Raw genomic sequence first — 25,708 nt, 5'->3', positions numbered from 1 at the left:
AAATTCTGGGCGTTGCGTAAAGTGGAGTTGGGCTGATGAAGGCAATCATCGTGGGCGGCGGCGTCGGCGGTCTGACCACTGCCTTGATGCTGCGGGCGCGGGGCATCAATTGCGAGCTCTACGAACAGGCTGACACCATCCGCGAACTCGGCGTCGGCATCAACACGCTGCCGCACGCGATCCGCGAACTCACCGGTCTCGGCCTGCTCGATCGGCTCGATGCGGTCGCGATCCGCACCGATGAATTGCATTATCTCAATCGCCACGGTCAGGAAGTCTGGCGCGAGAAGCGCGGCTACGGCGCTGGTCATGACGTGCCGCAATTCTCGATCCACCGCGGACGTCTGCAGACTGTAATCCATCGCGCTGTCGAAGAGCGTCTTGGCGCCGAAGCGATTCACACGGGTCGTCGGCTCGGTCACTTCACGCAGGACGAAGGTGGCGTCAGCGCCTATTTCTTCGATCGCAATAACAACCATGTCGAAACCGCACGCGGCGATATCCTGATCGGCGCTGATGGCATCCATTCGAAGGTGCGCAGCACGCTGTTCCCGAACGAAGGACATCCGGTCTGGAACGGTCTGATGTTGTGGCGCGGTGCGCGCGACTGGCCGGCCTTCCTCACCGGCAATTCGATGATCGTAGCCGGCGGTCTCCACGCCAAGGTCGTGATCTATCCGATTGCCGAAGGGGAGTCGGCCGGCAACCGGCTGACAAATTGGGCGGTGCTGGTGAAGACCGGCGAGGGCGGCACGCTGCCGCCGCGCCGCGAAGACTGGTCTCGCCCCGGCAAGCGCGACGAATTGATGCCGCATGTGGCGCGTTTCAATGTGCCGCATATCGACGTGCCCGCGCTGATCACGGCGACGCCTGAGTTCTGGGAATATCCCTGCTGCGACCGCGACCCACTGCCATACTGGTCGGGCGGCCGCGTCACGCTGCTCGGTGATGCCGCGCATCCGATGTATCCGGTTGGCTCGAACGGCGCCTCGCAGGCGATCCTCGATGCGCGCGCGCTGGCCGACTCGCTGGCCCATGCCGAACATCCGCGCCAGGCGCTGATGGCCTATGAGCGCAAGCGCCTGCCTATGACGGCCGAGATCGTGCGCTCCAACCGCCGCGGAGGTCCGGAAGGCGTGATTGACGCCGTGGAGCAGATCGCGCCGGATGGCTTCGACAATGTCGAGAACGTGTTGAGCTACGCGCAGCGCGAAGCCATCGTGAAGGGCTATGCGCACAAGGCTGGCTTTGCGGCGCAGCCCGGGCTGGCCGTGGTGAACGGCTGATCCAACCGCGGCACACGGCATCAAACTGATACGAAAATGGCCGGGCAAAGCCCGGCCATTTTGCGCTGATGTCCGACGCTACAAGCGCCGCCTCTTAGGTGCCGGGAGGCGGCGGCAGGAAGTGGATGTTGTATTCGGCGGCGAGCGCCACAACGTCCTCGGGCTTCTGCTCCTTCATGTTGTGGATCGCCCAGAACAGGTCATAGAGCCGGCGGCTTGGCGAGACCCAGAACAGCACCTTGGCGTTCTGATCGGACTTGTTGAAGATGCCGTGCGGAATGCCGCGCTGCAGGCGCACCAGATCGCCCGGCGTAGCCGACGTTTCAGATCCGCCGAGGAAGAAGTCCAGCTTGCCTTCGAGGATGTAGAGATACTCATCCTGGTCGGGATGGATGTGCGGCGGCACGAAAGTGCCGGGCGGGAAGGTGGCGTGCCACGAGAACGAATCCTCGCTGCAGTTCTTCGGCACATAGGTCTGGCCGAGGATGTTCCAGGTAATGCCCTGCATGCCTTCATTGGCGCGGGTGATGCCGGCGATCTCGGTCTTCATGGTTGGTCCTTCCTTGGGTCACGCATTACGACGCGTCGGGTGGTACTCGAAAACAGTTGATCAAACGTGGAGAAAACGGTCCTTCACGGTGGAGTCGCTCTTCAGTTGCTCGGATGTGCCGGTCCACACGACGCGGCCCTTTTCGATCACGACATGACGATCGGCGAAGCCGGCCAGCGCATCGACATTCTTGTCGATGACCAGAATGGACTGACGCTCGGCCTTGAGCTTCTTCAGGCAATTCCAGATCTCAAGGCGAATGAGCGGGGCGAGGCCTTCGGTGGCCTCATCGAGAATGAGCAGCTTCGGATTGGTCATCAGCGCGCGGCCGACGGCCAGCATCTGCTGCTCGCCCCCCGACAACTGCGTGCCGAGATTGCTGCGACGTTCCTTGAGGCGTGGAAACAGCTCGTAGATCTTGTCGAGCGTCCAGCGTGCCGGCGGATGCCGCACAGCGGCGGTGGCGACCAGGTTTTCTTCCACGGTCAGCGTCGGGAAGATCTGGCGGCCCTCGGGCACGAGACCGATGCCCGCCTGGGCGATGCGATAGGACGGCAGCCCGGCCATCGGCTTGTCGTCGAATGTGACGGTGCCGCCGGTTGGATGGATCAGGCCCATGATAGCGTTGATGGTGGTCGTCTTGCCCATGCCGTTGCGGCCGAGCAGGGTGACGACCTCGCCGGCATTGATGGTGAGCGAGATATCGAACAGCACCTTGGCCGCGCCGTAAGCAGCCTGAAGATTTGAGACTGAGAGCATCAGGCGGCCTCCTCGCCGAGATAGGCAGCGCGGACTTCCGCATTGTCGCGAATGCTCCGCGGTGAACCGGAGGCGATGATGCGTCCGTAAACAAGGACCGAGACGCGGTCAGCCAGTGCGAACACGGCGTCCATATCGTGTTCGATCAGCACGATGGGAAGCTCCTTGCGCAGCTCCTGCAGCGTGTTGATCAGCCGCTGCGATTCATCGTGGCTGGTGCCGGCGAGCGGTTCGTCGAGCAGCAGCAGTTTTGGCTTTGCAGCCAGCGCAATGGCGATTTCGAGCTGGCGTTTCTCGCCATGCGACATCTGCCCGGCTGGCACGCTTGCGCGAGCGGCGAGGCCGAAGCGCGACAGCAGCGCCATGGCGGTGTCGTTCAGCGCTGGTTCCTTCGACGCATCGCCGAAGAAGCTGAAGCTTGAGCCGCTGCGTGCCTGAACGGCGATGGCGACATTCTCCAGCGCCGAGAAGCGTGGCAGGATCGAGGTGATCTGGAACGAGCGCACCAGGCCCATCCGCGCGCGCTCCGCCATCGGCAAACGCGAAACGTCCTGTCCATCGAAGATGATACGGCCGGAGTCTGATTGTGCGTGACCGGAGATCTGGTGGATCAGCGTGGTCTTGCCGGCACCGTTGGGGCCGATGATGGCGTGCAACTCGCCGGCTTCGATGTTCAGCGACACATCGTCGGTGACGCGTAGCGCGCCGTAATTCTTGCAGATGTTCTGCAGCTGAAGCGGAGCGTTACTCATGATTTGCTCCCGAACAGGCCGGTGATGCCCCCGCGTGCATAGAGCACGACGAGAATGAGAATGGGTCCGAAGATCAGCGCCCAGTTTTCCGTGTAATGCGACAGGATGTCCGCCAGCAGGCTGAACACGGCTGCGCCGATGATTGCGCCATGCAGCGAGCCGAGGCCGCCAAGGACCAGTACGAAAATCAGGTCGCCGGAGCGTTGCCAGGCCGTATAGGCCGGACTGACGAACTCAGTCTGGTTGGCAAGCAGAAACCCGGACACGCCGGCGATCATGCCCGCAATGACGTAGGCGGTGAGCTGATAACGATAGGGCGCAAAGCCGATCGCTTCCATGCGCACGGGATTTTCGCGAATGCCGCGTAGCACCCGACCGAAGCGTGACGCGACGATGGCGCGGAGCAGCAGATAAGCGCCGAGCAGCACGCCGAAGGCGACGTAATACATCGCCACATCGTTCTTCAGGAACTTCGAGCCGAAGAACATGCTGCGCGATGCCAGCGTTAGCCCGTCGTCGCCGCCATAGGCAGCCAGCGACGTGCCGAGGAAGAACAGCATCTGGCCGAAAGCCAGCGTGATCATGATGAAATAGACGCCCTTGGTCCGCAGCGAGATCGCGCCTGTGAAGAGAGCGAAGATGAGCGAGACACCGAGCGCCACCGCAAGCTGGATGAAGCCGTCGGTGATTCCGTGGCTGGAAAGGATCGCGACGCTGTAGGCGCCGAGACCGACATAGGCGGCATGGCCGAACGAGATCATCGCGCCGTAGCCGATCAGCAGATCGAGCGACATGGCGGCGAGCGCCAGGATCATGATGCGCGTGACCAACGCCAGGATGAAGCTCTGCGATCCCCACAGCACCGAGAGCGGCACCAGGGCGAAGATCGCGAAAACGATCAGCGGCAGCACATAGGCGCGGCTGGTACGCAGCGGCGTTGCGAGGGCAGGCGAAGCGGGGGTGTCGAGGTCGACGAGATTGTTCATGGTCTGCTCCCGTTACTGTTTGGACGGGAACAGGCCGGATGGCCGGAAGAACAGCACCGCAGCCATCAGGATATAGATCAGCATTGGCGCAATGGCGCGGCCGGTCTGGCTGGCCGCCGAGGGATCAAGCAGCAGCTTGAGCAGCGTGGGCGCGAAGAAACGTCCGAGCGTATCGACGAGACCGATCAGCAGCGCCGCGATGAAGGCACCGCGGATCGAGCCGATGCCGCCGATGACGATCACCACGAAAGCAAGAATGAGCACATTGTCGCCCATGCCGGGCTCTACCGAGAGGATCGGTGCAACCATGGCGCCGGCGAAGCCCGCGAGCATGGCGCCGACGCCGAACACGATGGTGAACAGCAGGCGGATGTTGACGCCCAGCGCGGAGACCATGGCGGCGTTGCTGGCGCCGGCACGCACGAGCATGCCAAGCTTGGTCTTGTTGACGACGAGATAGAGCGCGAGGCCGACAGCAAGACCGACGGCGATGATGACGAGACGCCACACCGGATAGAGCATGCCGTCGGTGATCTCGATCGCGCCCGACAGCGCGTCAGGAATTGCAACATTTAGCGGCGCAGCGCCCCAGATGTATTTCACGGCCTGATTGAGGAAGATGATGACCCCAAAGGTCGCGAGCACCTGATCGAGATGGTCGCGGTCATACAGGTGTCGAAAGATCAGGACCTCCAGCAGGAGCCCGAAAATCAGGGCTGCTGGCAGCGCCAGTGCGAGGCCGGCGACGAAACTTCCGGTCATGGCGGTGAAGGCGGCGACCAGATAGGCGCCGACCATGTATTGCACACCATGCGCAAGATTGATGAAGTCCATGACGCCGAACACCAGCGTGAGGCCGGCGGCGATCAGGAATAGGATCAATCCGAACTGCAAGCCGTTCAGGATCTGGACGAGGGCAAGCGTGAGGGTCATCAGATAACTTGGTTTCTATACTGAGATAAACACGGCCGATAAAACACCGGGCCGTCCCGCCTTCGCGGCAACGGCCCGGTGATGAGTGATCGCCAGGGCGATTACTGCGCAGCGCAGTCCTTGGCGTAGCGATCGCCGTAGTTCGAGAACACCTTCTCGACGATCTCGGTCTGGAACTTGCCGTCAGCGCGCTTGGCCACCTTGGTCAGGAAGAAGTCCTGAACGGGATAGCCGTTGTTGCTGAACTTGAAGCCGCCACGGATCGACGGGAAGTCGGCCTTCTTCATGGCTGCAGCCACCTTGGCCTTGTCCGAGAGGTCGCCCTTCACGGCAACGACGGCGCTGTTGATCAGCATGGCCGCGTCGTAGGACTGGAAGGCGTAGGTCGCCGGCACGCTGTTATAAGCTTTCTCGTATTCTGCCACGAACTTCTTGTTCTGCGGAGTGTCGAGGGTCGGTGCCCAGTTCGAGCCACCGAACATGCCGATCGCGGCATCCTGCTGAGCCGGCAGCGTCGATTCATCGACGGTGAAGGTCGACAGGAACGGGATGCGGTCGAGCAGGCCGGCCTGCTTGTACTGCTTGACGAGGTTCACGCCCATGCCGCCCGGCATGAAGGTGAGCACGGCATCAGGCTTCATCGATGCGATCTTGGAGAGCTCGGCCTGGAAGTCGAGCGTGCCAAGCGGGATGAAAGACTCTTCGAGAATCTCGCCCTTGAAGTCCATCTTCACGCCGGCGACGAAGTCCTTGCCGGCCTGATAGTTCGGGGTCATCAGATAGATCTTCTTGTAGCCGCGCTTCTGGGCGACGTTACCGAGGATCTGGTGGATCTGGTCGTTCTGATACGATGTCACATAGAAATACGGATTGCACTCCTTGCCCGCGTAGCTCGACGGACCGGCATTCGGCGAGATCAGGAAGGTCTTGTTCTCGGTGACCGGCTTGTGGATCGCGCCCAGGATGTTGGAGAAGATCGGACCGACCACGAAGTCGACCTTGTCGCGCTCAAGCAGACCCTTGACCTTGGTGACGGCGACGTCCGGCTTAAGTTCGTCATCAACAACGATGACTTCGACGTCCTTGCCGCCCATCTTCCCGCCGAGATCCTTGACAGCGAGGTTGAAGCCGTCGCGGGCCTGCTGTCCGAGCACGGCACCGGCGCCCGACAGCGACACGATCACGCCAACCTTGATCTTTTCCTGAGCCATGGCCGGGATGGCCGAAACGCTCATCATCAGGGCGGCCAAACCGGCCAATTTGAGAGACTGCTTCATTAACTTCTCCTCCACTCGGCCGCGACAGGCAGCCGAAAAACGTGCCAACCCAAATTCTGTTCTTTTGCCTAGATTATGCTCACGACGGGCGCAGCCGCAAGCAATGTAAATGACTTCCAGGCGTCAGAAATCAGCCGAATACCCTATGCAAACCGTAGGCCAATTTATTTGAACCTTAAAGAAATATTCAAAATCGACGGCGGTCAAGGCTGCGGCGTTTTGGCTTGCGGTCGGGCGGAAATTCCTTGAAGGTCAAAGGATCGGCGCCGGGGCGGTACGAGATTGTGGATTGCCGGTCTCGTGGCCGCCGCGGGAGCTCAAGCAGGTAAGATTGCATCATGATTCTCGATTCCGAGACCAAGGCTGTCGAACTTCCCGATGATCACGGCGATGAGCTGCGCCTGTGGCTCCGGCTCCTGACCTGTACGACATTGATCGAGGGTGAAGTCCGCAGCCGCTTGCGCGAACGCTTCGATGTTACGCTCCCACGCTTCGATCTGATGGCTCAGCTCGACAAAGTGCCCGACGGTATGACCCTGTCGGATGTCTCGAAGCGCATGATGGTGTCGAACGGCAACGTGACCGGCTTGGTCGAGCGTCTTGTCGAATCCGGCCACGTCGATCGCCGCACCTCCGACACCGATCGTCGGGTGCAGGTGATCCGGCTCACCAAACTCGGCCGCGCCGAGTTCCGCAAGATGGCCGAAGAGCATGAGACCTGGATCGCCGAAATCTTCACGGATCTGGCGCCGAAGGATGTCCGCGAACTGATGCGGCTGCTCGCCAAGACCAAGGCTTCTGCGCAGAAAGCGGCGCAAAAGGCAGCGAACGGCAAGGTGCCGTAAACGCGACGCGGTGAGTGCAGTGATCGATCTCGAAGCCGAATACAACAATCGCGCAAAAGTCCCGGAAAGCTCTGCGCTGATCGCCGGCTGGGCACAGGACGCCAAAGCCTATCGCGACAGCGGCGTGCAGATGCGGGCCATTCCATATGGCTCAGGCGCACGGCACACGATCGACTACTTTCCCGCCAGCGACAAAGGTCCGATTGTCGTCTTCATTCACGGTGGCTACTGGCAGGCGCTGGATGCCTCGTTCTTCAGCCATCTGGCGCGCGGGCTGAACAGCCATGGCATCAGCGTGGCGATCCCCAGTTACGATTTGTGTCCGAACGTCTCGGTCGGCGACATCATTGTGCAGATGCGTGCGGCGACCCGCGAACTGGCAAAGCTCGGCGGGCGGCTTGTCGTGTCGGGGCATTCCGCGGGCGGTCATCTCGCCGCCTGCATGCTGGCGACGGATTGGCGCGCGCTCGATTCCGCGCTGCCGCAGGACCTGATTGTCGGTGCCTATGCGATCTCCGGGTTGTTCGATCTGGCGCCGCTGGTGCCGACGTCGATCAACAATGCATTGCATTTGAACGATGCCGGCGCCCGTGAGGTCAGTCCGTTGTTCTGGCCGGCGCCTTCGCACGGGTCTCTCGATGCGGTGGTTGGTGGCGACGAGGGTGTCGAATATTTGCGGCAGAGCCAAAGCATCGTCGACGCCTGGGGTGTCCATATTCCCGCGCGCTTCGAGGCGCTTCCCGGCGCAAATCATTTTACCGCCGTCGCACCGCTGGCCGATCCGCAGTCCGCCATGGTGCTGCGGCTGAAGACGCTGGCCACGCTTTAGGCGCGGTTGCCTAAACAAACTGCGCAAATTCGCATCCTCCGCCGAAAATTTCGGCGTGCCCCAAGACTCCGCAGTTGCGGAAAACTGTTTTAAGTCTAAAATGATATTTGGATGACGTTGCCGGGCATCTGACGTGACGGGAGCATTGCAATGGCCGCTGATACTCAGCTGACAAAGCCTTATACGGCGCATGTTGATACGTTCGCGCGGGACAATATGCCCCCGCCGGAACAGCTACCGGAGTTTCTGTCCACCCGGCCGGAATTTCACTATCCGCCGCGCATCAATTGCGTTGTGCCATTTCTCGATCGCTGGGTCGCCGAGGGGCGCGGCGATGCGCCGTGCATGATCGGGCTGAACGAGAGCTACACCTATCGCGAGCTCTATGAGCTCGTGAACAAGATCAGCAACGTTCTGGTCAACGAGCTTGGCCTGGTTACCGGCGGTCGCGTGCTGCTGCGTTCGGCCAACAATCCGATGATGGTTGCAACCTATCTCGCCATCATCAAGGCCGGCGGCGTTTGCGTGTCGACCATGCCGCTGCTGCGCGCCAAGGAACTGTCCTATCCGCTGCAGAAGGCGAAGATCTCGCTGGCGCTGTGCGACAGCAAGCTGTCCGACGAAATGGAGAAGGCCAAGGCGGTTTCGCCCGAACTCAAGCGCGTTGTCTACTGGGGCACCGGCGAAGCCGAACTCGATGCGATGATCGCCGAGGCCAGCCCGGAATTCACCGCCGTCGATACGGCCTCGGATGATATCTGCCTGATCGCCTTCACGTCGGGCACAACGGGCGACCCGAAGGGCACCATGCATTTCCACCGCGACATGCTCGCGGTGTGCGACGGATTCGCACGCAATGTGCTGCGCGCCAGCCCGGAAGATCGCTTTATCGGTTCGGCGCCGCTGGCCTTCACGTTTGGCTTTGGCGGCGTACTGTTCCCGCTGCATATCGGTGCGTCCTTCGTGGTGCTCGAGAAGGCCGGCCCGGAAGAGCTGCCGGTGGCTGTTGCCAAGCACAAGGTCACGGTCTGCTTCACCGCGCCGACCGCCTATCGGGCCATTCTTGGCAAGATCGACCAGTATGATCTCTCGACGCTGCGCAAATGCGTCTCCGCCGGTGAGACGCTGCCGAAGGGCACTTACGACGCATGGCTGAAGGCAACTGGCATCAAGCTGATGGATGGCATCGGCGGCACCGAAATGCTGCACATCTTCATCTGCGCCATCGAAGAGGAAATTCGTCCGGGCTCGACCGGCAAGCCGGTGCCCGGCTATGTCGCCAGGATCGTTGACGACGAAGGCAACGAAGTGGCGCCCGGCACGCTAGGCCGTCTCGCCGTGAAGGGCCCGACGGGCTGCAAGTATCTCGCTGATCCGCGTCAGCTAAAATTCGTGCAGAACGGCTGGAATATCACCGGCGATACCTTCCTGATGGATGAGGACGGCTACTTCTGGTATCAGTCGCGCTCGGACGACATGATCGTGTCGGCGGGTTACAATATTGCCGGCCCCGACGTTGAAGCTGCGTTGCTCACCCATGAAGCCGTCGTCGATTGCGGCGTTGTCGGTTGCCCCGATGCCGACCGCGGCATGATCGTAAAGGCTTATGTCGTTCTCGCTCCCGGTCAGGCAGGGAGCGACGCGCTGGCGACCGAGTTGCAGAATCACGTGAAGCGCGAGATCGCGCCTTACAAATATCCGCGCGCCATCGAGTTCGTGACGCAACTGCCCAAGACCGAGACCGGCAAGCTGAAGCGCTTTGCGCTTCGCCAGCAGGCCGCGGCGGGCGCGTCACCGACCGTTGCCGCATAAGTTTGAAGACGTTTCTTTCAGGGAGGATTGCCCGGTGAATGCACCAAAGGGCCCGACATTGACCGTGGTGCCAAACGCAAAGGGCGATGTTGCAGCATCCGTTTCGCGCGCATTGCAGCCGAGTGGCTGGCCGAAGCCCAAAGGCTATGCCAACGGCATGACGGCAGATGGCCGCATCGTCGTGACCGGTGGTGTAATTGGCTGGGACGCCGAGGAGAAGCTGAAGCCGGATTTTGTATCGCAGGTGCGTCAGGCACTGCAGAACATTTCTGACATTCTCGCGGAAGGTGGCGCCAGGCCGGAGCATCTTGTGCGGCTGACCTGGTATGTCGTCGATATGGAAGAATATCTCGGCAATCTCAAAGCGCTCGGCCAAGCCTATCGCGAAATCTTCGGCGCGCACTATCCGGCCATGGCGCTGGTGCAGGTCGTGCGTCTGGTTGAACTCGCCGCGCGCGTCGAGATCGAGGCGACTGCGGTGGTGCCGCGCTAAGCGGCGCTACTTCGCCTCGATAAACTCTGTCGGGCTCTTGCCCGTCACTTGCCGGAACGCGTGCGAAAACGCGGAGAAGCTGGCATAGCCGAGATCGGCAGCGAGCTGCTTCACCGAGGCGTTGCGGTTCATCGACAGTCGTTCGATCGCCTCTGCGATCCGCGCGCGTTGACACCAGCTCTTGAAGCTCAGTTGCGTCTCGGCCGAAAAAAGCCGCGATAGTGTACGTGCAGACGTGCCGACGGCGCGCGCCAGTGTTTCGATCTCGTAAGTCTGCGTCGGATCGGTCAGCACCATCTCCGCCGCGCGTCGGCAGCGCGGCTCCTGCGGTAGCGGCATGAAGGTCGTGGGATCGCCTGCCTGATGCAGCTCGAGCATGGCAATCTCGATCAATAGCTGATTGCGCGTGACGTCATCGCGCCCATCGAATAGCGCCAGGATCGACTCGTGCAACAGGCGCGACACGCGAACCACGAACTCCGCGGCGAGATCGCCATTGCGTCGATCCTGCGCCAGCCAGTCGACGTTGAAATACAGCGAACGCATCTCGATGTCGGCCAGCACGTCGATGGCGTGGGGCAGGTGGGCCGGCACCCAGACCGCGCGATCCGGTGGCACCAGCCAACGGCCCTTCGGAGTCGTGACCTGCATAGTGCCCGCAGCGGCGAATACGAGTTGCGCCTCGCGATGGGCATGAGTGTCCAGCCGGATACCCTTGAGGTAGCGCGTTGCCAGGATGTGGACACCGTCGGTCGCCGGGCGCCGGCGATCGGATAAGTCCAGGATTGGCGGTTCTGCGACATTCATTGGCAACATCCCGTTAGAGCAAGCTCATATAACGGCATTCCAAGATTGCCAAGGAATCGATTCATGAACGTCCCCAGCCGGGTCATCACTCTCGTTAATGTCGCCCATTTCATCGACCACTACGCGATGCTGATCTTTGCGGCAGCGGTGCTCGTGATGGGTCCGGCCATGCATATGACCTATACTGAGCTGCTGCCCTATGCGACGCCGGGCTTCATGGCGTTTGGAGCCGGCTCGCTGGTGACCGGCTGGCTCGGGGACCGCTGGAGCCGTCGCCACATGATGGTGATCTTCTTCTACGGCATCGGTCTGTCGATGATGGCTGTCGGCCTGGTGCAGACGCCTTTGCAGCTTGGTGCGGCGCTGTTCTCGGTTGGCCTGTTCGCGTCGATCTATCATCCGGTCGGCACGGCGATGATCGTCTCCTATGCCGACAAGCTCGGCAGTGCGATGGGCATTAACGGCGTGTTCGGCAATTTCGGCGTGGCATCTTCCGCACTGATCACCGGCGTACTCGGTCAGTTCCTCGGCTGGCGCTGGGCCTTCATCATTCCCGGCCTGGTCACCGTCGCGGCCGGCGTTGTCTTCATGCGCGAGGTCGCGCATGAAGATCGCTCGGGATTCAAACAGGCTGCGGCGCAAGCGCGCGTCGCGAAGTCCGACATGTGGCGCGTGATCCTTGCACTGTTGGTCACGGTGGTCGCGATCTCCACCGTCTTCAACGCCATCACCGTCGCGCTGCCAAAACTGTTTGCCGAGCGTCTGTCCGACATGACGGACAGCCCGGCATTGCTTGGCATCATTGCCGCCTGCGTTTACGTCTTCGGCGCGGCAACCCAGTACAACATCGGCAAGCTGATCGATAAGCACTCGCTGAAGGCGGTGAGCGTTCCGTTGTCGCTGGTGCTCGCGCCGTTCCTGTATTTCGCAGCGTCGCAGTCGAACATCTCACTGATTGTCGTCGCGATCGGAATCATCATTGGTCTGTTCGGGCAGATCACCGTCAACGAGGCGATTGTCGGCAAGTATACAAGCGAGGAGTGGCGCTCGCGCGCCTATGCCGTGCGTTATTTCGTTGGCTTTACCGCAGCGGGAGCCTCGGTCGGGCTTGTCGCGTGGTTGTACGAGCAGGGTGGCTTCATCATGATGTTGCACGCCTTTGCCGCCTTGTCGGCGCTGGTGATCGTCGCTGCACTGATTTTGCCGCGGGAGTTGCCGCCGGCAAAAGCGCCTCTGGCATAAAACCTCTCGCTTGACACTGGCGAGCAGCGCGAGACCGGTCTAGTTAGGCGGTGAATACCATTCGCCTCCTGAACGGCGGCTGGCGAAAGTGGCATTTCGCGCACATCAGCATCGTGATCGCAGATTTCCGAATGGTCTCGGGAATTGTCTGGTGTCTGCGGTGTTGCATGATGGGTGCTCTGCTTTCTGACCGTGATGACCGAGACGCGAGCCGCCGGAAACCGTGTTGCTGGATACATCCGTGAATTTTGAAACGCTCGTCGACGAGATTTATGAAGCGGGAGTTTTGCCGGAGCGTTGGCCGCAGGTGTTCGATCGCCTGGCGGCGATGGCAGATGCCGAAGGGGCGATGATTTTCGCATCCGCGCCTGGCATTCCGCGGTGGACGTCATCTGAGAGAATTCGCGAGCGGATCGATCGTTGGACCAAGAGTCCCTATGCGACCAAGAATCCACGAAGCGCCAGACTAATCGCGGAAAACGAGCCGTGGTTTCTGACGGACCTGGACCGGTTCACGATGGAAGAACTCGACAATGAGAGCTTCTATCGGGACATTCTCCGGCCGGCGGGTCTCGGCTGGTGCGCCGGTACCTCGGTACGGTCTCCCTCCGGTGATACGCTCGTGATTTCGGTAGAGAAGGCTTACGCCAAGGGGCCGGTTGAACGCGCTGTGGCGGATCAACTGGATGGCCTCCGGCCTCATCTGGCCCGCGCGGCGGTGTTGTCTGGTCGTCTGGGCTTCGAACGTGCCCGCACGGCGGTTGCGACACTTCAGATGATTGGCCTTCCCGCGAGTGCGGTCAGTCAGGAGGGGCGCGTTATCGCGGCCAATCCTGGGTTCATTTCCAGCACGACGATTGTCGGCATTGGCGCGCAGGATCAGGTGCAGTTCGCCTCGCAGGTCGCTCAGACCATGTTTATCGAGGCGCTAAGCAAGCCCTTGTCTCTGTCGAAAACGGGCCGTTCAATTCCAATTTCTGGGACTGAGCACAGCCCACCCTTGATCGCGCATGTGCTGCCCCTCCGTCTGGCTGGCCTCGATGTTTTTGCGGGCGCTATGTCGATCCTGCTCCTGACGCCGATCACCCACCAGCAGCGCAGCCCGGGTCCGGAGCTTCTGCAGGCTTTGTTCGATTTGACGCCGGCTGAAGCGCGGATCACCAGCCTTTTGATCGACGGCAACTCAGTCGCCGCCATCTCGAAAATGCAGAGCGTCAGCCTGAATACTGTGCGGACCCAGCTGAAATCCGTCTTCTTGAAAACCGGCGTCGAGCGGCAGGTGGACCTGGTTCGGCTTCTGGGCCAGCCGCGAGTTCAATTGATCCCGGACCGGGACGCCTGAAAAATCCAAGAAAAAGGCCGGCACGATGGCCGGCCTTGATGCGTAAGTATGTCCGGTGAAAAATCGTGCAGTCGTCAATACACGGTCCGCCGAAGCGGTAATAAGAAACCGCTGCTATGCTGCTGAAGCAGCGGCGAAACAATTCCCGGTATCGACGTAGGTTATTCCTGCGACATCCGCGTCACCAATTTGGGTGAAGCGCCCGACTATTTGTATACAACGTAGGGTTTCACGAATTCACGTGAACAAAATCCCGCAGCAGCGGGTAGATCTCGTTGTTCCAACGGCGTCCGCTGAATACACCGTAGTGGCCGACACCGGCCTGCATGTGATGGACTTTGCGATAGGCTCGCACGCCGGTGCAGAGATCCTGGGCTGCTAGAGTCTGGCCGATCGAGCAGATATCATCCTTCTCGCCCTCGACCGTCATCAGCCCCATGCGCTTGATCGATGCGCAGTTCACGGTCCGGCCCTTGTAGGTCAGCTTGCCTTGCGGCAACAGATGCTCCTGGAACACGTCGCGGATGGTGTCGATATAGAACTCTCCTGGCAGATCCATCACGGCGAAATATTCATCATAGAACGTCTTGATGACTTCCGCCTTCTCAGTCTCGCCCTTGGCGAGATGATTGGCGAGATCGACATGTGACTTGATGTGCCGCTCGAGATTCATCGAGACGAATGCAGTCAACTGAATGAAGCCGGGATAGACCTGCCGGAACGCGCCTTTGCACTGGAACGGCACGTAGTTGATCATGTTCTCTTCGAACCACTTCAACGGCTTGCTCTTGGCGAACTCGTTGACCTTGGTCGGCTGAATGCGCGTATCGATCGGGCCTGCCATTAATGTCAGGCTTGCCGGGCGGGCGGGGTGATTGTCTTCCGACATGATAGCTGCTGCAGCCAGCGCCGACACGGACGGTTGGCAAATCGCGACCATGTGGGAACGCGGGCCGAGCTCATTCATGAATGTGATCAGGTGCTCGGTATATTCGTCGAGGCCGAACTTGCCCTGATTGAGCGGTATGTCGCGCGGGTTATGCCAGTCTGTGATATAGACGTCATGATCCTGCAGCAGGGTCTTCACGGTGCCGCGCAGCAGCGTCGCGAAGTGGCCGGACATCGGCGCCACCAGCAGCATGCGCGGCTGCTCCGGCGCATTCTCTTTCTTGAAGTGTAGCAGCGATCCGAATGGCGTCTTGAAGGTGACTTCTTCCGTCACCTCATGCTCGTCGTTGCCGACCATCACCTTGCCGATATCGAATTCGGGCCGATGATAGGTGAGGGCGGAGCGTGAGATCAGCTCAAGTGCTGCTGCGAGGCGGCCGAACAGTTTCTCGGACGTGCCGGCCGGGACGAGATTGAGGTACTTCAATGCAGCAGACGCACCGGTGCGCCAAGGTGCTGTCAGATCCATGTGATTCTGGTAGGCCTGATACATCATTGACATCATCCGGAGCTATCCCTGCTGTGTTGCTATGCAATATTGAAGCCAGAGAAGAGTCAATTCGTCTGGAAAACTGGCACGTGGTTTGCTGAATAAAATTAAAGCAGCACAAGCAATGGGCAGCCGGGAACCGGTTACCCCGAGGGCTGACCGGCTGCCTGGGTTCGGGCGTAAGGGGGATAAGTCATGGTCAACGCGACACTCACCATCAGCAGCAAGAACTACTCGTCGTGGTCATTGCGAGGGTGGCTGCTGACAAAATTCTCAGGCCTTGAGTTCGACGAAGTCGTTACGGCGCCGGACGATGCCTCCGCCAAGGCCGAGATCCTGTTGCTGTCTTCATCGATCCTGGTGCCCTGCCTGCGCCATGAAGGGGCGGTGGTCTGGGATACGCTGGCAATCGCCGAATATCTCAACGAGATCATGCCGGAAGCAAAGCTATTGCCGGCGGACCGCATCCTGCGGGCGCATTGCCGCTCGATTTCGGGTGAAATCCATTCCGGCTTCACGACATTGCGAGCGTCGCTGCCGGTCAACATCAAGGGGCATTTTCCGAACTTCAAGGTCTGGTCGCGCGCGCAAGCCGATATCGACCGGATCTGCACAATCTGGCGCGAGTGTCTGTCGAAGTCCGGCGGCCCTTTCCTGTTCGGCACCCGCAGCATGGCGGACGCCATGTATGCGCCGGTGGTGACGCGCTTCGCGACCTATGACGTCAAGCTCGATCCGCAGCTATCAGCCTATGCCAGCATGGTGATGAACCTGCCCGAAATGCAGGAATGGATTGCTGCGGCCAGGCAGGAGCCTACCGATATCGAAGAGCTCGAGGTTGAGTACTGATTGATAGTTCGGCAACGCCATGCCGGCTTACGGATCGGGCAGGGCGTGCTCAACTTGTATCCAGAGTTTGTAGCGCTTGCCCGGGGATTTGCGCGTTTTGGCCGCCAGATCACCTGCTAACGCGCGCGATTGGTATCAAAACGCCTTTGACGCAAGCTGGCGCGATTTTCGCATAGCAGCAATTTCTCGCGAGCCGCATTGCGTTGGCTGCCGATCGATTGCACGCCAATCACAGTTCGGTCCCCGGGTGTTTTTAAACACGTTGGAGGATCCCATGAATGTACATGCTGCGATCGACCTCAAATGGCCTGGGCTTAAGCACCCGAACGGCGATCCTCTCCGCCTGAATCATGGGGATTTCGTAGCGATTGATCGGCACAAGGACACGACATACGAGGCGACCTATCGCCCGCAGGCACTTTATAGCCGCGCCAATGAGGGCTTTCACGCCAACAACGAAACTTTCCTGCTCCATGAGGTCGCGACCAATCTGCCGATCTATCGCGAAGATACTGGCCCTACCGATTTCCATCTCCACCTGCCACCAGGCGGCTTCCAGCTCGTGCTGGTTACGTCGGGCATGTTCACCTTCGATTACGATGGGCGCTTCTACAATGTCGGCCCTGGCGCAGTGATGCTGCAAAGCGCGATCGTGCATCGTCAGCTGTTCTACACCTGGTCGGGATTGTCTACCGAGGAGAACCTGAAGACGCCGCAGACGGTGGTGCCCGATCCCCTCTCCATGGGCTACTCCGGCAAGTTTCTCGAAGCCTTCGTGACGGATCCGACGACCTTCCCGAACCCGACAATCGTGGGTCCGGATCAGATCAACGAAGCCGAGACGCCACGTATGGCCTGGACCCATGCGCTGCATGATCGTCCGGACGATGCAGGCTTCTGGCTTCAGGATCCGCTGGCACTGGATGCGCTCTTCAAGCTGCTGGCTGATGACACCATCAAGTCGGCGGCGCCCGTCTATGTGCGCGATATTGGCATCGAGGCTCCGAGCGGTCATCTTGTCACCGGTCACATCATCGCAACCGATCCGCATGGCAAGTCCCTCTTGCCGAAGAGCTCCGCGGCGGCCGTGGATGCCGCCTCTTTCGCGAGAGGTGAGGTTGTCATCTATCGCGTCATTCGTGGCATGGCGGAATTCAGGGATAGTGCCGGAAAGACGTTCGAACTTGCGGCCGGTGACGTGGTGACGGCGGGCAAGAATTCGACCAGCCTCATCGGGATGGGCGAAAATACGCAAGTCCTCCGGCTTGGCCTGCTGAAAGGCATGGAGCAGCTTCGAAGCTGGACGCCGACCCAACGCGATGAAATCGACGGCCTGGCGGCCAAGATCATTACACAGAAGGACATCCGTCCCCTGCGGACCGAGGGCAAGCCTGTCGGCTATCTGTACGCGTAAGCGCTCGTCGGCGCAGTGCACCGCCGCCCCTGAAGCAGGTACACGGCGCTCACGCTGTACGTGGCAGCCGCCATCCGACCACGCGTGCCTCGACCATGCTGCCTGTCTCGGCGTTGCGCCATTCGCCATCAATGAACTGGCAAGGGAAGGGCAGCTGATAAGTGCCGCTGTGGTCCTCGCACAACACTTGCACCACCTGATCAGGCTCAGGATCACCCTGGCCATCGAATTCGGCCAGCCGTCGTTCACGCGTCGCCATGAGGTGCTCCGGTCCAAGGAACGGGCGGACATCTTCTTCGTTCCCATCACACCTGGTTGACAGCCGGGCGCCAGCACCGCTTGGTCTTGGCGGCATGACGGACATGATGGGGAAAACGATGCGCGGCCGAACAATCCTTGCGATGACATTGCTGACCATTTTGGGCGCCGCCAAGGCGCAGGCGCAGGATGTGCCGGGAATCGAGATCTGCACGGTCGAAAAGACCATGGAGCGTCGCACCAGCTGCCTGCAAAGCAATGTCAATTTTCTGCAGCAGACATTGGGCAAGCTGCGGCTTGATCAGCAACAGCGGCTGGATGCGGCCAACCGTCAGGTCGAGGCGCTGAAGGCTACCGTCGTTGCCCTGCAGAAGACGGTGGAGGAGCTACAGGCGGCGCAGAAGAAGCCGGCGCCGGCTGCGAAGGAAGCTCCGGCTGCCGCGAAAGACGCGCCGGCGGCCAAGGATGCGCCAGCGCCTGCCAAGGATGCCGCGAAATAGGGCGCTCTCGTCCTACTCGCTGCTCAGCACGGGTCCGAACAGTTCCCAGCGTTCGCCCTTGAAACGCATCATCTGCAACTGCTGCAGCGGGCTGTAGTCGGTTGGGCTGGTCTTGACGCGGGTACCGGGCAGGAAGATGCCGACCTCATAATCGAGGCTCGTGGCCTGCTTCATCACATTCTCCCGCGTGAGCGTGTCGCCGCATCGCTCCAGGATATGCGCCAGCGTGCGCGCGATGCCGAAGCCGTACAGCGTGTAGATGTCGTTCTTGTCGCCGTCGGGATAATACTTGTCCATGAAGGCAAGCCATTCCTTGATGGTCGGATCGTCCTTCCACTGCGGATCGGTGGGGTCCTTCATATAGGCTGCGCTGATCACGCCCTGCGCATTGTCGAAGCCTGCGGGCTTGATCACCGAGCCGACCGATTGCGACACGTTGACCAGCATCTGCACCGGCTTCCAGTTCAGCTCGGCCACCTTCTTGATCGCCTGCGCGGCGAACTTGGGCGAGGCGATGTTCAGGAACACATCGGGATTGGCGGTCCTGATCTGGACGATCTGCGAATCTACTGTCGGTGAGCTGGTCTCGAAGCTCGCCTGTACCGTGATCATCTTGTCGGCCTTGTCGCCGAGTCCTTCGCGTACGCCGCTGAAATAGTCCTTCCCCATGTCGTCGTTCTGGAACAGCACGCCGATCCTCGCATCGGGATGGTTCTTCAGAATCCATGCAGCCCAGATGCGCCCCTCATTGTGGTAGCTGGGCGACCAGCCCATGGTCCACGGGAAGTGCTTTGGGTCGGCCCATTTCGAGGCGCCGGACGATACGAAGAGATGCGGTACTTTCTTGAGGTTCATGTATTTCTGGATCGCGGAATTCGTCGCGGTGCCCAAGGGATTAAACAGCAGCAGCACTTCGTCGCTCTCGACCAGCTTGCGCGCCTGTTCCACCGTCTTCGGCGGCGAGTAGGCATCGTCATAGCTGATGAAAGTGATCTTGCGGCCGTTGATGCCGCCCTGATCGTTCAGCATCCTGAAATACGCCGCTTCGGATTTTCCGATCGAGGCATAGGACGATGCCGGTCCGCTATAGGGCATGATGTTGCCGACCTTGATCTCGGTATCGCTGGCGCCCGGATCGTATTTCTTCTGCGCGTGAGATGGCGCGGCCAGCACGCCGAGCATGAGCGCGGCAAAAGCGAGAGTCATTCCCCGGGGCAGTATCCTGAGCATCGTTTCCTCTGACGTCTTGTATGTCCGCGGTGCGGTCCATCTGAGTGGACCGTCGATCGCCGCAGCTTGCGTCGAGTATGCACGATTGAGGAGAGGGGGCCAGCAACGAGAGCGCGTGGCTCAGCACGCGTGCGTCCCCTCTGGCTCAGGAGAGGGGACGCCGGAGCGTATTGCTTACGAGTTCTTCTCGCCGGACATCAGCGGGCCGAACAGCTCCCAGCTTTCGCCCTTGAACCGCTGCATCTGAAGCTGCTCCAGCGGGCTGAAGTCGGTCGGGCTGGTCTTGATCTTGGTGCCCGGCAGATAGATGCCGATCTCCATGTTCAGGCTCGCCGCCTGCTTCATGATGTTTTCGCGCGTGAGGTCATCGCCGCATTGCTTGAGCACCTGGACGATGCCCTGCGAGACGCCGTAGCCGAACACGGTGGCGCCGTCTTCCTTGTCGCCTTCGGGATAGTACTTGTCCATGAAGGCCGACCATTCCAGCATGCCGGGATCGTTCTTCCATGTTGGATCCTTGGGATCCTTCATATAGGCCGCGCTGAGCACGTCCTGCGAGTTGGCATAGCCCGCGGGCTTCATCACGCTGCCGACAGATGCCGAGACATTGGTGACGATGTGAACGGGCTTCCAGCCCATTTCGCCGACCTTCTTGATCGCCTGTGCAGCGAATTTTGGCGTGGCGATGTTGATGAAGACATCCGGATTGGCTGCCTTGATCTGCACGATCTGTGAATCCACCGTTGGTGACGCCGTCTCATAAGGCACCTCAGAGACGATGTAATCTTTGACCTTATCGCCGAACCCCTCGTGCAGTCCGATGATGTAATCCTTGCCGAAGTCATCATTGGCATAGAGCACGCCGACTTTCTTGCCGGGATGATTTTTCATGATGTATTGCGCGTAGATGCGCGCCTCGGCCTGGTAGCTCGGCTGCCAGCCCATGGTCCATGGGAAGTTCTTCGGATCGGCCCATTTCGCGGCGCCCGTCGAGACGAACAGCTGCGGCACCTTCTTGGTGTTCATGTATTTCTGGATCGCCGTATTTCCCGGCGTGCCGAGCGGGTTCATGATGAACAGCACTTCGTCATTCTCGACCAGCTTGCGCGCTTGCTCCACCGTCTTCGGCGGGCTGTAGCCGTCGTCATAGCTGATGAAGGTGATCTTGCGGCCATTGATGCCGCCCTTCTCGTTGATCATCTTGAAATAGGCGGCCTCGGTTTTTCCGATCGTCGCGTAGGAGGACGCCGGGCCGCTATACGGCATGATGTTGCCGATCTTGATCTCGGTATCGGTGGCGCCAGTATCGTATTTTTTCTGCGCGTGGCTTGCGGTGGACGTAAGCGCTACGACAACGCCGGCGAGCAAAGTCACTCGCAGAACTTTCCAGTCATGCTGCATGGTCAAGTGTCCTCCCTGTGGTTCGATCAACCGCATCGGCCCGTCTATGCAGGCTTTTGTGATGCGGCTCGAATGCCGGGAGTATGCACCAAGCCTTGAAGTTGGAAAGCTGACTTAATCAGCAAAGCATGACGCGGCGCACAACACCGCGTCGATATGTTTGTGCGTCGCGCTCACTTGCCAGTGAATTTGGCTGGGCGCTTTTCAAGAAACGACGCCATGCCTTCGCGGAAATCCGCTGTGCGAAACAGCGGCAGCAATTGCAGGAACACGTGATGGACGTGGTCGCCAAAGCTCTCGGACAGACCTGAGCGCATCATGCGTTTGGCTGCCTGCACTGCGAGCGGCGCATTGGCGGCAATCTCGGCCGCCACTGCATTGGCGCGCGTCATCAATTCCGCATCATCAACCACCTCGTTGGTAAGGCCCATTTCGAGGCTTTCGCGCGCCGACAGTGTGCGGCCTGTGAAGATCAGCTCGGCTGCCTTGGCCCAGCCAATCATCCTCGGCAGAAACCAGGTGCCGCCGGATTCAGGCACCACGCCACGTTTCACGAAGGCCGCGGCGAATTTGGCACTCTCCGACATGATACGCATGTCGCAGCCGAGCGCGACGTCCATGCCATAGCCGGCCGCGGCGCCATTCATGGCGCATATGGTCGGCTTCTCCATGTTGAACATCACGATCGGGGGCGCGGTCTTGAGATCGAGCGTGGTGCGGCTGTTGTTGGCGTCATTGGCGGAGCCGATGCCGGTGCCCTTGGTGGCGCTGGCCATGTCGAGCCCGGCGCAGAAGGCGCGGCCGGTGGCCGTCAGGATCACCACGCGGACTTCGGGATCAGCGTCCGCTTTCAGGAACAGTTCGCTGAGCTGCGACAGCATCTCGCGTGAGATCGTGTTCAACCGTTGCGGGCGATTGAGCGTGACGGTCGCGATGCCATGGGCGACAGAGTAGAGCACTTCTTCATCGGCTTCAGGCGCAACTGCGGTGTCGGTCGGCATCGGTTTCCTCGGACTTTTCGCGTTATCGTTGATTGCAGCTAAAGCCGAATGGAAATTCCACGCAAGTGGCCATGCATTTGCGCGGCTTGGCAGCGCCGGACATGTTTGCTCTACTTTCGTCACGCTGCGTCGCCCACCCAGGGTGCGATAACAAACCAAGAAAATGTCAGGGAGTTTCCATGTCCAGCCCCAACATCCGCGTCCTCGCCACCGATCTCGCATTCCCCGAAGGCCCGGTGGTGATGCCGGACGGCTCCGTCATTCTGGTCGAGATCCGTGCGCAGCAACTGACGCGGGTGTGGCCCGATGGCCGCAAGGAAGTGGTTGCGAAAATCCCGGGCGGCCCGAACGGCGCAGCGCTCGGCCCTGACGGCAAGATGTATCTCTGCAACAATGGTGGCTTCAGCTGGGCGGCGTCGCGCGGCGCCATCATGCCTGGCGCGCCGGAGCCACATGAATATATCGGCGGCTCGATCCAGCGCGTGGACCTCTCTAACGGCAAGGTCGAAACCCTGTTCGACAAATGCGGCGCGCATCCGCTGAAGGGACCGAACGATCTGGTGTTCGACAAGCAGGGCGGGCTCTGGTTCACCGATCTCGGCAAGCGTCGCCATCGCGACATGGATGTCGGCGCGTTCTATTACATGAAGCCGGGTGCTACCGAAGTCGTCGAAGGGCATTTCGGCATGTTGCCGGCCAACGGCATCGGTCTGTCGCCGGACGAGAAGACTGTGTACGTGGCCGAGACGCCGACGGCGCGGTTGTGGGCCTTTGATGTTGGCGCGCCCGGCGAGGTAAAGCCGAGTGGCGTGATCTATCGCGGTGAGCGCGGCCGTCCCATCGCGGGTCTTGGCGGCTATCAGATGTTCGATTCTCTCGCGGTGGAAGCCTCCGGCAATGTCTGCGTCGCAACACTGGTCAGCGGCTGCATCTCGGTGATTGCGCCGGACGGAAAATTGGTGGAACAGATACAAACTGGCGACCGCGTCACCACGAATATCGCATTCGGCGGCCCCGAGCTGAAGACGGCCTATATCACGCTGTCGGGCAAGGGCGAGCTGATCGCGATGGACTGGCCGCGCGGTGGCTTGCCGCTCAATTTCTTGAACAAGTAGCCCGAGCGCGATCAGCAAAAGTGGAAGCCGGTTTTGCGTCCGATCGCGCGTCTAGAACGAAGGAAGACCGATGCCGTGGCTTGAACCCGTTACGCTCAGTGGACCTCGCGCCCAGCTCGAACCTCTTGCCAAAGATCACTGCGATGGCCTGATCGAGGCCGCCAAGTCAGGCGACCTTTCGAAGATCTGGTACACGGCGATCCCAACGCCCGAAAAGATGAGCGCCGAGATTGACCGTCGGCTCGCTCTGCAGGCATCAGGCGCGATGCTGCCATTCACGGTGAAAGATGCCGACGGCAAGATCGCCGGCATGACGACCTATATGAATGTCGATGCCGCCAACCGCCGGGTCGAGATCGGTTCGACCTGGTATGGCAAGTGGGTGCAGCGCACCGCGCTCAACACCCAGTGCAAGCTGCTGTTGCTCGGGCATGCGTTCGAGAAGCTGGATTGCATCGCGGTGGAATTCCGCACGCATTTCTTCAACCATCAGTCCCGTCGCGCCATTGAGCGGCTCGGCGCCAAGCAGGACGGCATCCTGCGCAATCACCAGATCGCGCCGAACGGCACGCTGCGCGATACGGTTGTCTATAGTATCTTGCCCGGCGAATGGCCGACGGTGAAGGCGCATCTGACCTATCAGCTGGACGAGAAGCCGCGCTGACGATCAGCTGGCGGTGCGTCGCTTGCGGGCAGGCGGATAAATCCGGTCAATCAGGCGATTGCAATAATCGGATGTCGGTATTTGTTCGCTGAATAGCGCGCGATAGATGATCGGCGCCACCACATGGTCGATCACCTCGTCGATGTCGAAGGGCGTCTCGCCGCGCGCTTTGGCGCGTGCGTTAAGGGTGGTGAGGTGATCGCAGGTGAAGCCCGCGCAGGCGCTCGGCAGTCCCTCCTTCAGGGCCGACAACACGTCCCGCATAAGCGCCTGGCCGACCGGAGACGACATCTCTTCGGCATATTGCTCGATGAAGGCGCGCAGATCGCTTTCGACCGCGCCGGTGTCGTCGGGATCCGCGATCGGCCGCAGCCGCGCTACGGCGACGTCGGCAAGCAGCGCGGACAGATCGCCCCAGCGTCGATAGATGGTTGACGGCGTCACGCCAGCCTCGGCAGCGATCTGCGGCACGGTGATCTGGTTTCGGGTGGAAAGAGCCCCCAATTTGCGGACAGCATCATGCACGGCGCTCTGGATACGCGCGCTGCGTCCACCGATCCGGACTCGTTCCTTCACCGTCACATCGTTCTCCCACGGTCGCACATGTGCGAAAAACTGAGATTCTTAACGCAAAATATTTGCATTAAGCTCTCGGCCAACCTAGATGCCTAATGCAACTATTTAGCTTTTAGGAATGAGCTATGCAAGGCAACGCCGAAAAGACGTGTGTTTCCAATGCTCAAGCATCACCCGCCAGAGCCGGTTGGGTGTTGAAGCCATCGGCCATGACGGCATTCAGTTTTGCCGGGGCCGCGCTGGTCGCAGCCAGCAGTAGCGCGGTGACGCCGCTGTATCGGCTCTACCAGCAGTCGATGCACCTCTCGCCATTGATGATCACGCTGGTGTTTGCGGTCTATGCGATCAGCCTGCTGGCCGCGCTGCTGACCGTCGGCGGTCTGTCCGATTATGTCGGACGCCGTCCGGTCATTCTCGGCGGTCTGCTGCTGAATGCTGTCGCGATGGTGCTGTTCTCTTATGCCAATGATGTCGGGCAATTGATCCTCGCGCGTGCCGTGCAGGGCCTGTGCGTCGGCACGGCGACAACGGCATTGGGCGCTGCGATCCTCGATACCGACCGCAAGCGCGGACCGCTGCTCAACAGCGTGACCGCCTTTCTTGGCCTGATGGTCGGCGCGCTCGGCGCGGCGGCGCTCGTCACCTTCGCGCCCGATCCGCTGCATCTGGTCTATGAGGTTCTATTCGCGCTGACGGCCGTGATGATTATGCTGCTGTTCGTAATGCCCGAGACCGTGTCGCGCAAATCGGGCGCGCTGGCTTCGCTGCGGCCGCATGTGCGCGTGCCCAGCCAATCGCGTGCCGCGCTGCTGCGCGTTGCACCGGCCACCGTCGCCACATGGGCGTTGGGCGGTTTCAGTCTGTCCTTGATGCCCACGGTGGTCGCAACAACGATGGGCGTCTCCGCGCCTTGGGTCGGCGGCGTTGTGGTCGCGACCCTGATGCTCGCTGCAGCACTGACCGTGGCCGCCCTTCGGCAGCTTCCGGCGCAGCGGTTGCTGGTGATTGGCACGGCCGCACTGTCGCTGGGCGTCCTCGTCTCGCTGCTCGGCATCTGGCAGCACAGCGTTGCGATGCTGTTTGCCGGTTCGGTGATCGCAGGTTTCGGCTTCGGCGCGTCCTTCGCCGGCTCGCTGAGCACGCTGCTGCCGACCGCCGAGGCGCATCAGCGCGCCGGTTTGCTGGCGGCGTTCTATGTGTTGTCCTATCTGGCCTTCAGCCTGCCGGCACTCGCTGCAGGCGTGGCTGTGCCATATGCCGGACTGGCCGTCGTGGCCTATGTCTATGGCGCCGTGGTCATCGTGCTCGCGATCATGTCGATGATTGCGTCGCTGCGCGGTGAACGCTGA

26 protein-coding genes are annotated in these 25,708 nt (G+C 60.7%); 13 read left to right on the top strand and 13 right to left on the bottom strand.

The window, feature by feature from the left end:
• Positions 1 to 35 precede the first annotated feature (35 nt).
• Complete coding sequence (locus LPB73_RS17105) at positions 36 to 1,286, top strand: flavin-dependent oxidoreductase (protein WP_231077633.1); 1,251 nt, start codon at positions 36 to 38, stop codon at positions 1,284 to 1,286.
• 94 nt (positions 1,287 to 1,380) lie between these two features.
• Here the strand turns inward: LPB73_RS17105 and LPB73_RS17100 are convergent, their stop codons facing one another.
• The 6 genes from LPB73_RS17100 to LPB73_RS17075 form a co-directional block, all read right to left on the bottom strand.
• On the bottom strand, positions 1,381 to 1,836 hold the full coding sequence (locus LPB73_RS17100) for a cupin domain-containing protein (RefSeq protein ID WP_231077632.1): 456 nt from the start codon (positions 1,834 to 1,836) through the stop codon (positions 1,381 to 1,383).
• A gap of 60 nt (positions 1,837 to 1,896) precedes the next feature.
• Entirely contained in the window at positions 1,897 to 2,595 is a 699-nt protein-coding gene (locus tag LPB73_RS17095; protein ID WP_089267418.1) for an ABC transporter ATP-binding protein, read from the bottom strand.
• Positions 2,595 to 3,347, bottom strand: a complete 753-nt coding sequence (locus LPB73_RS17090; RefSeq protein WP_231077631.1) for an ABC transporter ATP-binding protein — start codon at positions 3,345 to 3,347, stop codon at positions 2,595 to 2,597. The genes LPB73_RS17095 and LPB73_RS17090 overlap by 1 nt, the downstream gene beginning before the upstream one ends.
• Positions 3,344 to 4,333: a branched-chain amino acid ABC transporter permease gene (locus tag LPB73_RS17085; protein ID WP_184514561.1), complete on the bottom strand. Its 990-nt coding sequence runs from the start codon at positions 4,331 to 4,333 to the stop codon at positions 3,344 to 3,346. Before LPB73_RS17085 ends, LPB73_RS17090 begins: the two co-directional genes overlap by 4 nt.
• 12 nt (positions 4,334 to 4,345) lie before the next feature.
• Positions 4,346 to 5,266, bottom strand: a complete 921-nt coding sequence (locus tag LPB73_RS17080; protein WP_231077630.1) for a branched-chain amino acid ABC transporter permease — start codon at positions 5,264 to 5,266, stop codon at positions 4,346 to 4,348.
• Positions 5,267 to 5,367: 101 nt separating this feature from the next.
• Positions 5,368 to 6,543: an ABC transporter substrate-binding protein gene (locus tag LPB73_RS17075; RefSeq protein WP_089267580.1), complete on the bottom strand. Its 1,176-nt coding sequence runs from the start codon at positions 6,541 to 6,543 to the stop codon at positions 5,368 to 5,370.
• Positions 6,544 to 6,881: 338 nt separating this feature from the next.
• On the opposite strand from LPB73_RS17075, the gene LPB73_RS17070 reads away from it, so the two are divergent.
• From LPB73_RS17070 to LPB73_RS17055, 4 genes are all read left to right on the top strand, one after another.
• Positions 6,882 to 7,388 (top strand): MarR family winged helix-turn-helix transcriptional regulator, encoded by a 507-nt coding sequence (locus tag LPB73_RS17070; protein WP_170849792.1) that lies wholly within the window; start codon positions 6,882 to 6,884, stop codon positions 7,386 to 7,388.
• A gap of 10 nt (positions 7,389 to 7,398) precedes the next feature.
• Positions 7,399 to 8,217 carry an alpha/beta hydrolase gene (locus tag LPB73_RS17065; protein WP_231077629.1) on the top strand — a complete coding sequence of 273 codons (819 nt, stop codon included), beginning with the start codon at positions 7,399 to 7,401 and terminating at the stop codon, positions 8,215 to 8,217.
• 144 nt (positions 8,218 to 8,361) lie between these two features.
• Positions 8,362 to 10,029 carry an AMP-binding protein gene (locus LPB73_RS17060; RefSeq protein ID WP_414716911.1) on the top strand — a complete coding sequence of 556 codons (1,668 nt, stop codon included), beginning with the start codon at positions 8,362 to 8,364 and terminating at the stop codon, positions 10,027 to 10,029.
• Positions 10,030 to 10,063: 34 nt separating this feature from the next.
• A complete protein-coding gene (locus LPB73_RS17055) occupies positions 10,064 to 10,522 on the top strand; it encodes a RidA family protein (RefSeq protein WP_414716800.1) in 459 nt (152 codons plus the stop codon).
• Positions 10,523 to 10,528: 6 nt separating this feature from the next.
• Here LPB73_RS17055 and LPB73_RS17050 read toward each other — a convergent pair whose 3' ends face one another.
• Positions 10,529 to 11,329: an AraC family transcriptional regulator gene (locus LPB73_RS17050; protein ID WP_231077627.1), complete on the bottom strand. Its 801-nt coding sequence runs from the start codon at positions 11,327 to 11,329 to the stop codon at positions 10,529 to 10,531.
• Positions 11,330 to 11,392: 63 nt separating this feature from the next.
• Between LPB73_RS17050 and LPB73_RS17045 the strand changes: the two genes are divergently transcribed.
• Both LPB73_RS17045 and LPB73_RS17040 read left to right on the top strand, forming a co-directional pair.
• Positions 11,393 to 12,571 carry an MFS transporter gene (locus LPB73_RS17045; protein WP_231077626.1) on the top strand — a complete coding sequence of 393 codons (1,179 nt, stop codon included), beginning with the start codon at positions 11,393 to 11,395 and terminating at the stop codon, positions 12,569 to 12,571.
• 226 nt (positions 12,572 to 12,797) lie between these two features.
• Entirely contained in the window at positions 12,798 to 13,913 is a 1,116-nt protein-coding gene (locus LPB73_RS17040) for a helix-turn-helix transcriptional regulator (RefSeq protein WP_231077625.1), read from the top strand.
• Positions 13,914 to 14,142: 229 nt separating this feature from the next.
• On the opposite strand, the gene LPB73_RS17035 is transcribed toward LPB73_RS17040, so the two are convergent.
• Positions 14,143 to 15,366, bottom strand: a complete 1,224-nt coding sequence (locus tag LPB73_RS17035; RefSeq protein ID WP_231077624.1) for a polyhydroxyalkanoate depolymerase — start codon at positions 15,364 to 15,366, stop codon at positions 14,143 to 14,145.
• Between the two features lie 180 nt (positions 15,367 to 15,546).
• Here LPB73_RS17035 and LPB73_RS17030 point away from each other — a divergent pair, with 180 nt between their 5' ends.
• Complete coding sequence (locus tag LPB73_RS17030) at positions 15,547 to 16,200, top strand: glutathione S-transferase family protein (RefSeq protein ID WP_231077623.1); 654 nt, start codon at positions 15,547 to 15,549, stop codon at positions 16,198 to 16,200.
• Between the two features lie 274 nt (positions 16,201 to 16,474).
• Positions 16,475 to 17,614: a glucuronate isomerase gene (locus LPB73_RS17025; protein ID WP_231081168.1), complete on the top strand. Its 1,140-nt coding sequence runs from the start codon at positions 16,475 to 16,477 to the stop codon at positions 17,612 to 17,614.
• Positions 17,615 to 17,663: 49 nt separating this feature from the next.
• Here the strand turns inward: LPB73_RS17025 and LPB73_RS17020 are convergent, their stop codons facing one another.
• Positions 17,664 to 17,873: a hypothetical protein gene (locus tag LPB73_RS17020; protein ID WP_089267405.1), complete on the bottom strand. Its 210-nt coding sequence runs from the start codon at positions 17,871 to 17,873 to the stop codon at positions 17,664 to 17,666.
• 118 nt (positions 17,874 to 17,991) lie between these two features.
• Here LPB73_RS17020 and LPB73_RS17015 point away from each other — a divergent pair, with 118 nt between their 5' ends.
• On the top strand, positions 17,992 to 18,372 hold the full coding sequence (locus tag LPB73_RS17015) for a hypothetical protein (protein WP_170849791.1): 381 nt from the start codon (positions 17,992 to 17,994) through the stop codon (positions 18,370 to 18,372).
• 12 nt (positions 18,373 to 18,384) lie between these two features.
• On the opposite strand, the gene LPB73_RS17010 is transcribed toward LPB73_RS17015, so the two are convergent.
• The 3 genes from LPB73_RS17010 to LPB73_RS17000 form a co-directional block, all read right to left on the bottom strand.
• Positions 18,385 to 19,578, bottom strand: coding sequence for an ABC transporter substrate-binding protein (locus LPB73_RS17010; RefSeq protein WP_231077622.1), 1,194 nt, complete (start codon positions 19,576 to 19,578; stop codon positions 18,385 to 18,387).
• 198 nt (positions 19,579 to 19,776) lie between these two features.
• On the bottom strand, positions 19,777 to 21,003 hold the full coding sequence (locus tag LPB73_RS17005; RefSeq protein ID WP_120288995.1) for an ABC transporter substrate-binding protein: 1,227 nt from the start codon (positions 21,001 to 21,003) through the stop codon (positions 19,777 to 19,779).
• Positions 21,004 to 21,176: 173 nt separating this feature from the next.
• Positions 21,177 to 22,004 (bottom strand): enoyl-CoA hydratase/isomerase family protein, encoded by an 828-nt coding sequence (locus LPB73_RS17000; protein WP_231077621.1) that lies wholly within the window; start codon positions 22,002 to 22,004, stop codon positions 21,177 to 21,179.
• Positions 22,005 to 22,183: 179 nt separating this feature from the next.
• Here LPB73_RS17000 and LPB73_RS16995 point away from each other — a divergent pair, with 179 nt between their 5' ends.
• Together LPB73_RS16995 and LPB73_RS16990 are read left to right on the top strand one after the other, a co-directional pair.
• Entirely contained in the window at positions 22,184 to 23,119 is a 936-nt protein-coding gene (locus LPB73_RS16995) for an SMP-30/gluconolactonase/LRE family protein (RefSeq protein WP_231077620.1), read from the top strand.
• A 70-nt stretch (positions 23,120 to 23,189) separates the two neighbouring features.
• Positions 23,190 to 23,783 (top strand): GNAT family N-acetyltransferase, encoded by a 594-nt coding sequence (locus LPB73_RS16990; RefSeq protein WP_231077619.1) that lies wholly within the window; start codon positions 23,190 to 23,192, stop codon positions 23,781 to 23,783.
• A gap of 3 nt (positions 23,784 to 23,786) precedes the next feature.
• Here LPB73_RS16990 and LPB73_RS16985 read toward each other — a convergent pair whose 3' ends face one another.
• Positions 23,787 to 24,365: a TetR/AcrR family transcriptional regulator gene (locus tag LPB73_RS16985; protein WP_231077618.1), complete on the bottom strand. Its 579-nt coding sequence runs from the start codon at positions 24,363 to 24,365 to the stop codon at positions 23,787 to 23,789.
• Positions 24,366 to 24,568: 203 nt separating this feature from the next.
• On the opposite strand from LPB73_RS16985, the gene LPB73_RS16980 reads away from it, so the two are divergent.
• Positions 24,569 to 25,708 carry an MFS transporter gene (locus tag LPB73_RS16980; RefSeq protein ID WP_231077617.1) on the top strand — a complete coding sequence of 380 codons (1,140 nt, stop codon included), beginning with the start codon at positions 24,569 to 24,571 and terminating at the stop codon, positions 25,706 to 25,708.

This window comes from Tardiphaga sp. 37S4, from assembly GCF_021044645.1.
GTDB lineage: Bacteria > Pseudomonadota > Alphaproteobacteria > Rhizobiales > Xanthobacteraceae > Tardiphaga > Tardiphaga robiniae.
This window is presented reverse-complemented; position numbering and strand designations above follow the sequence as displayed.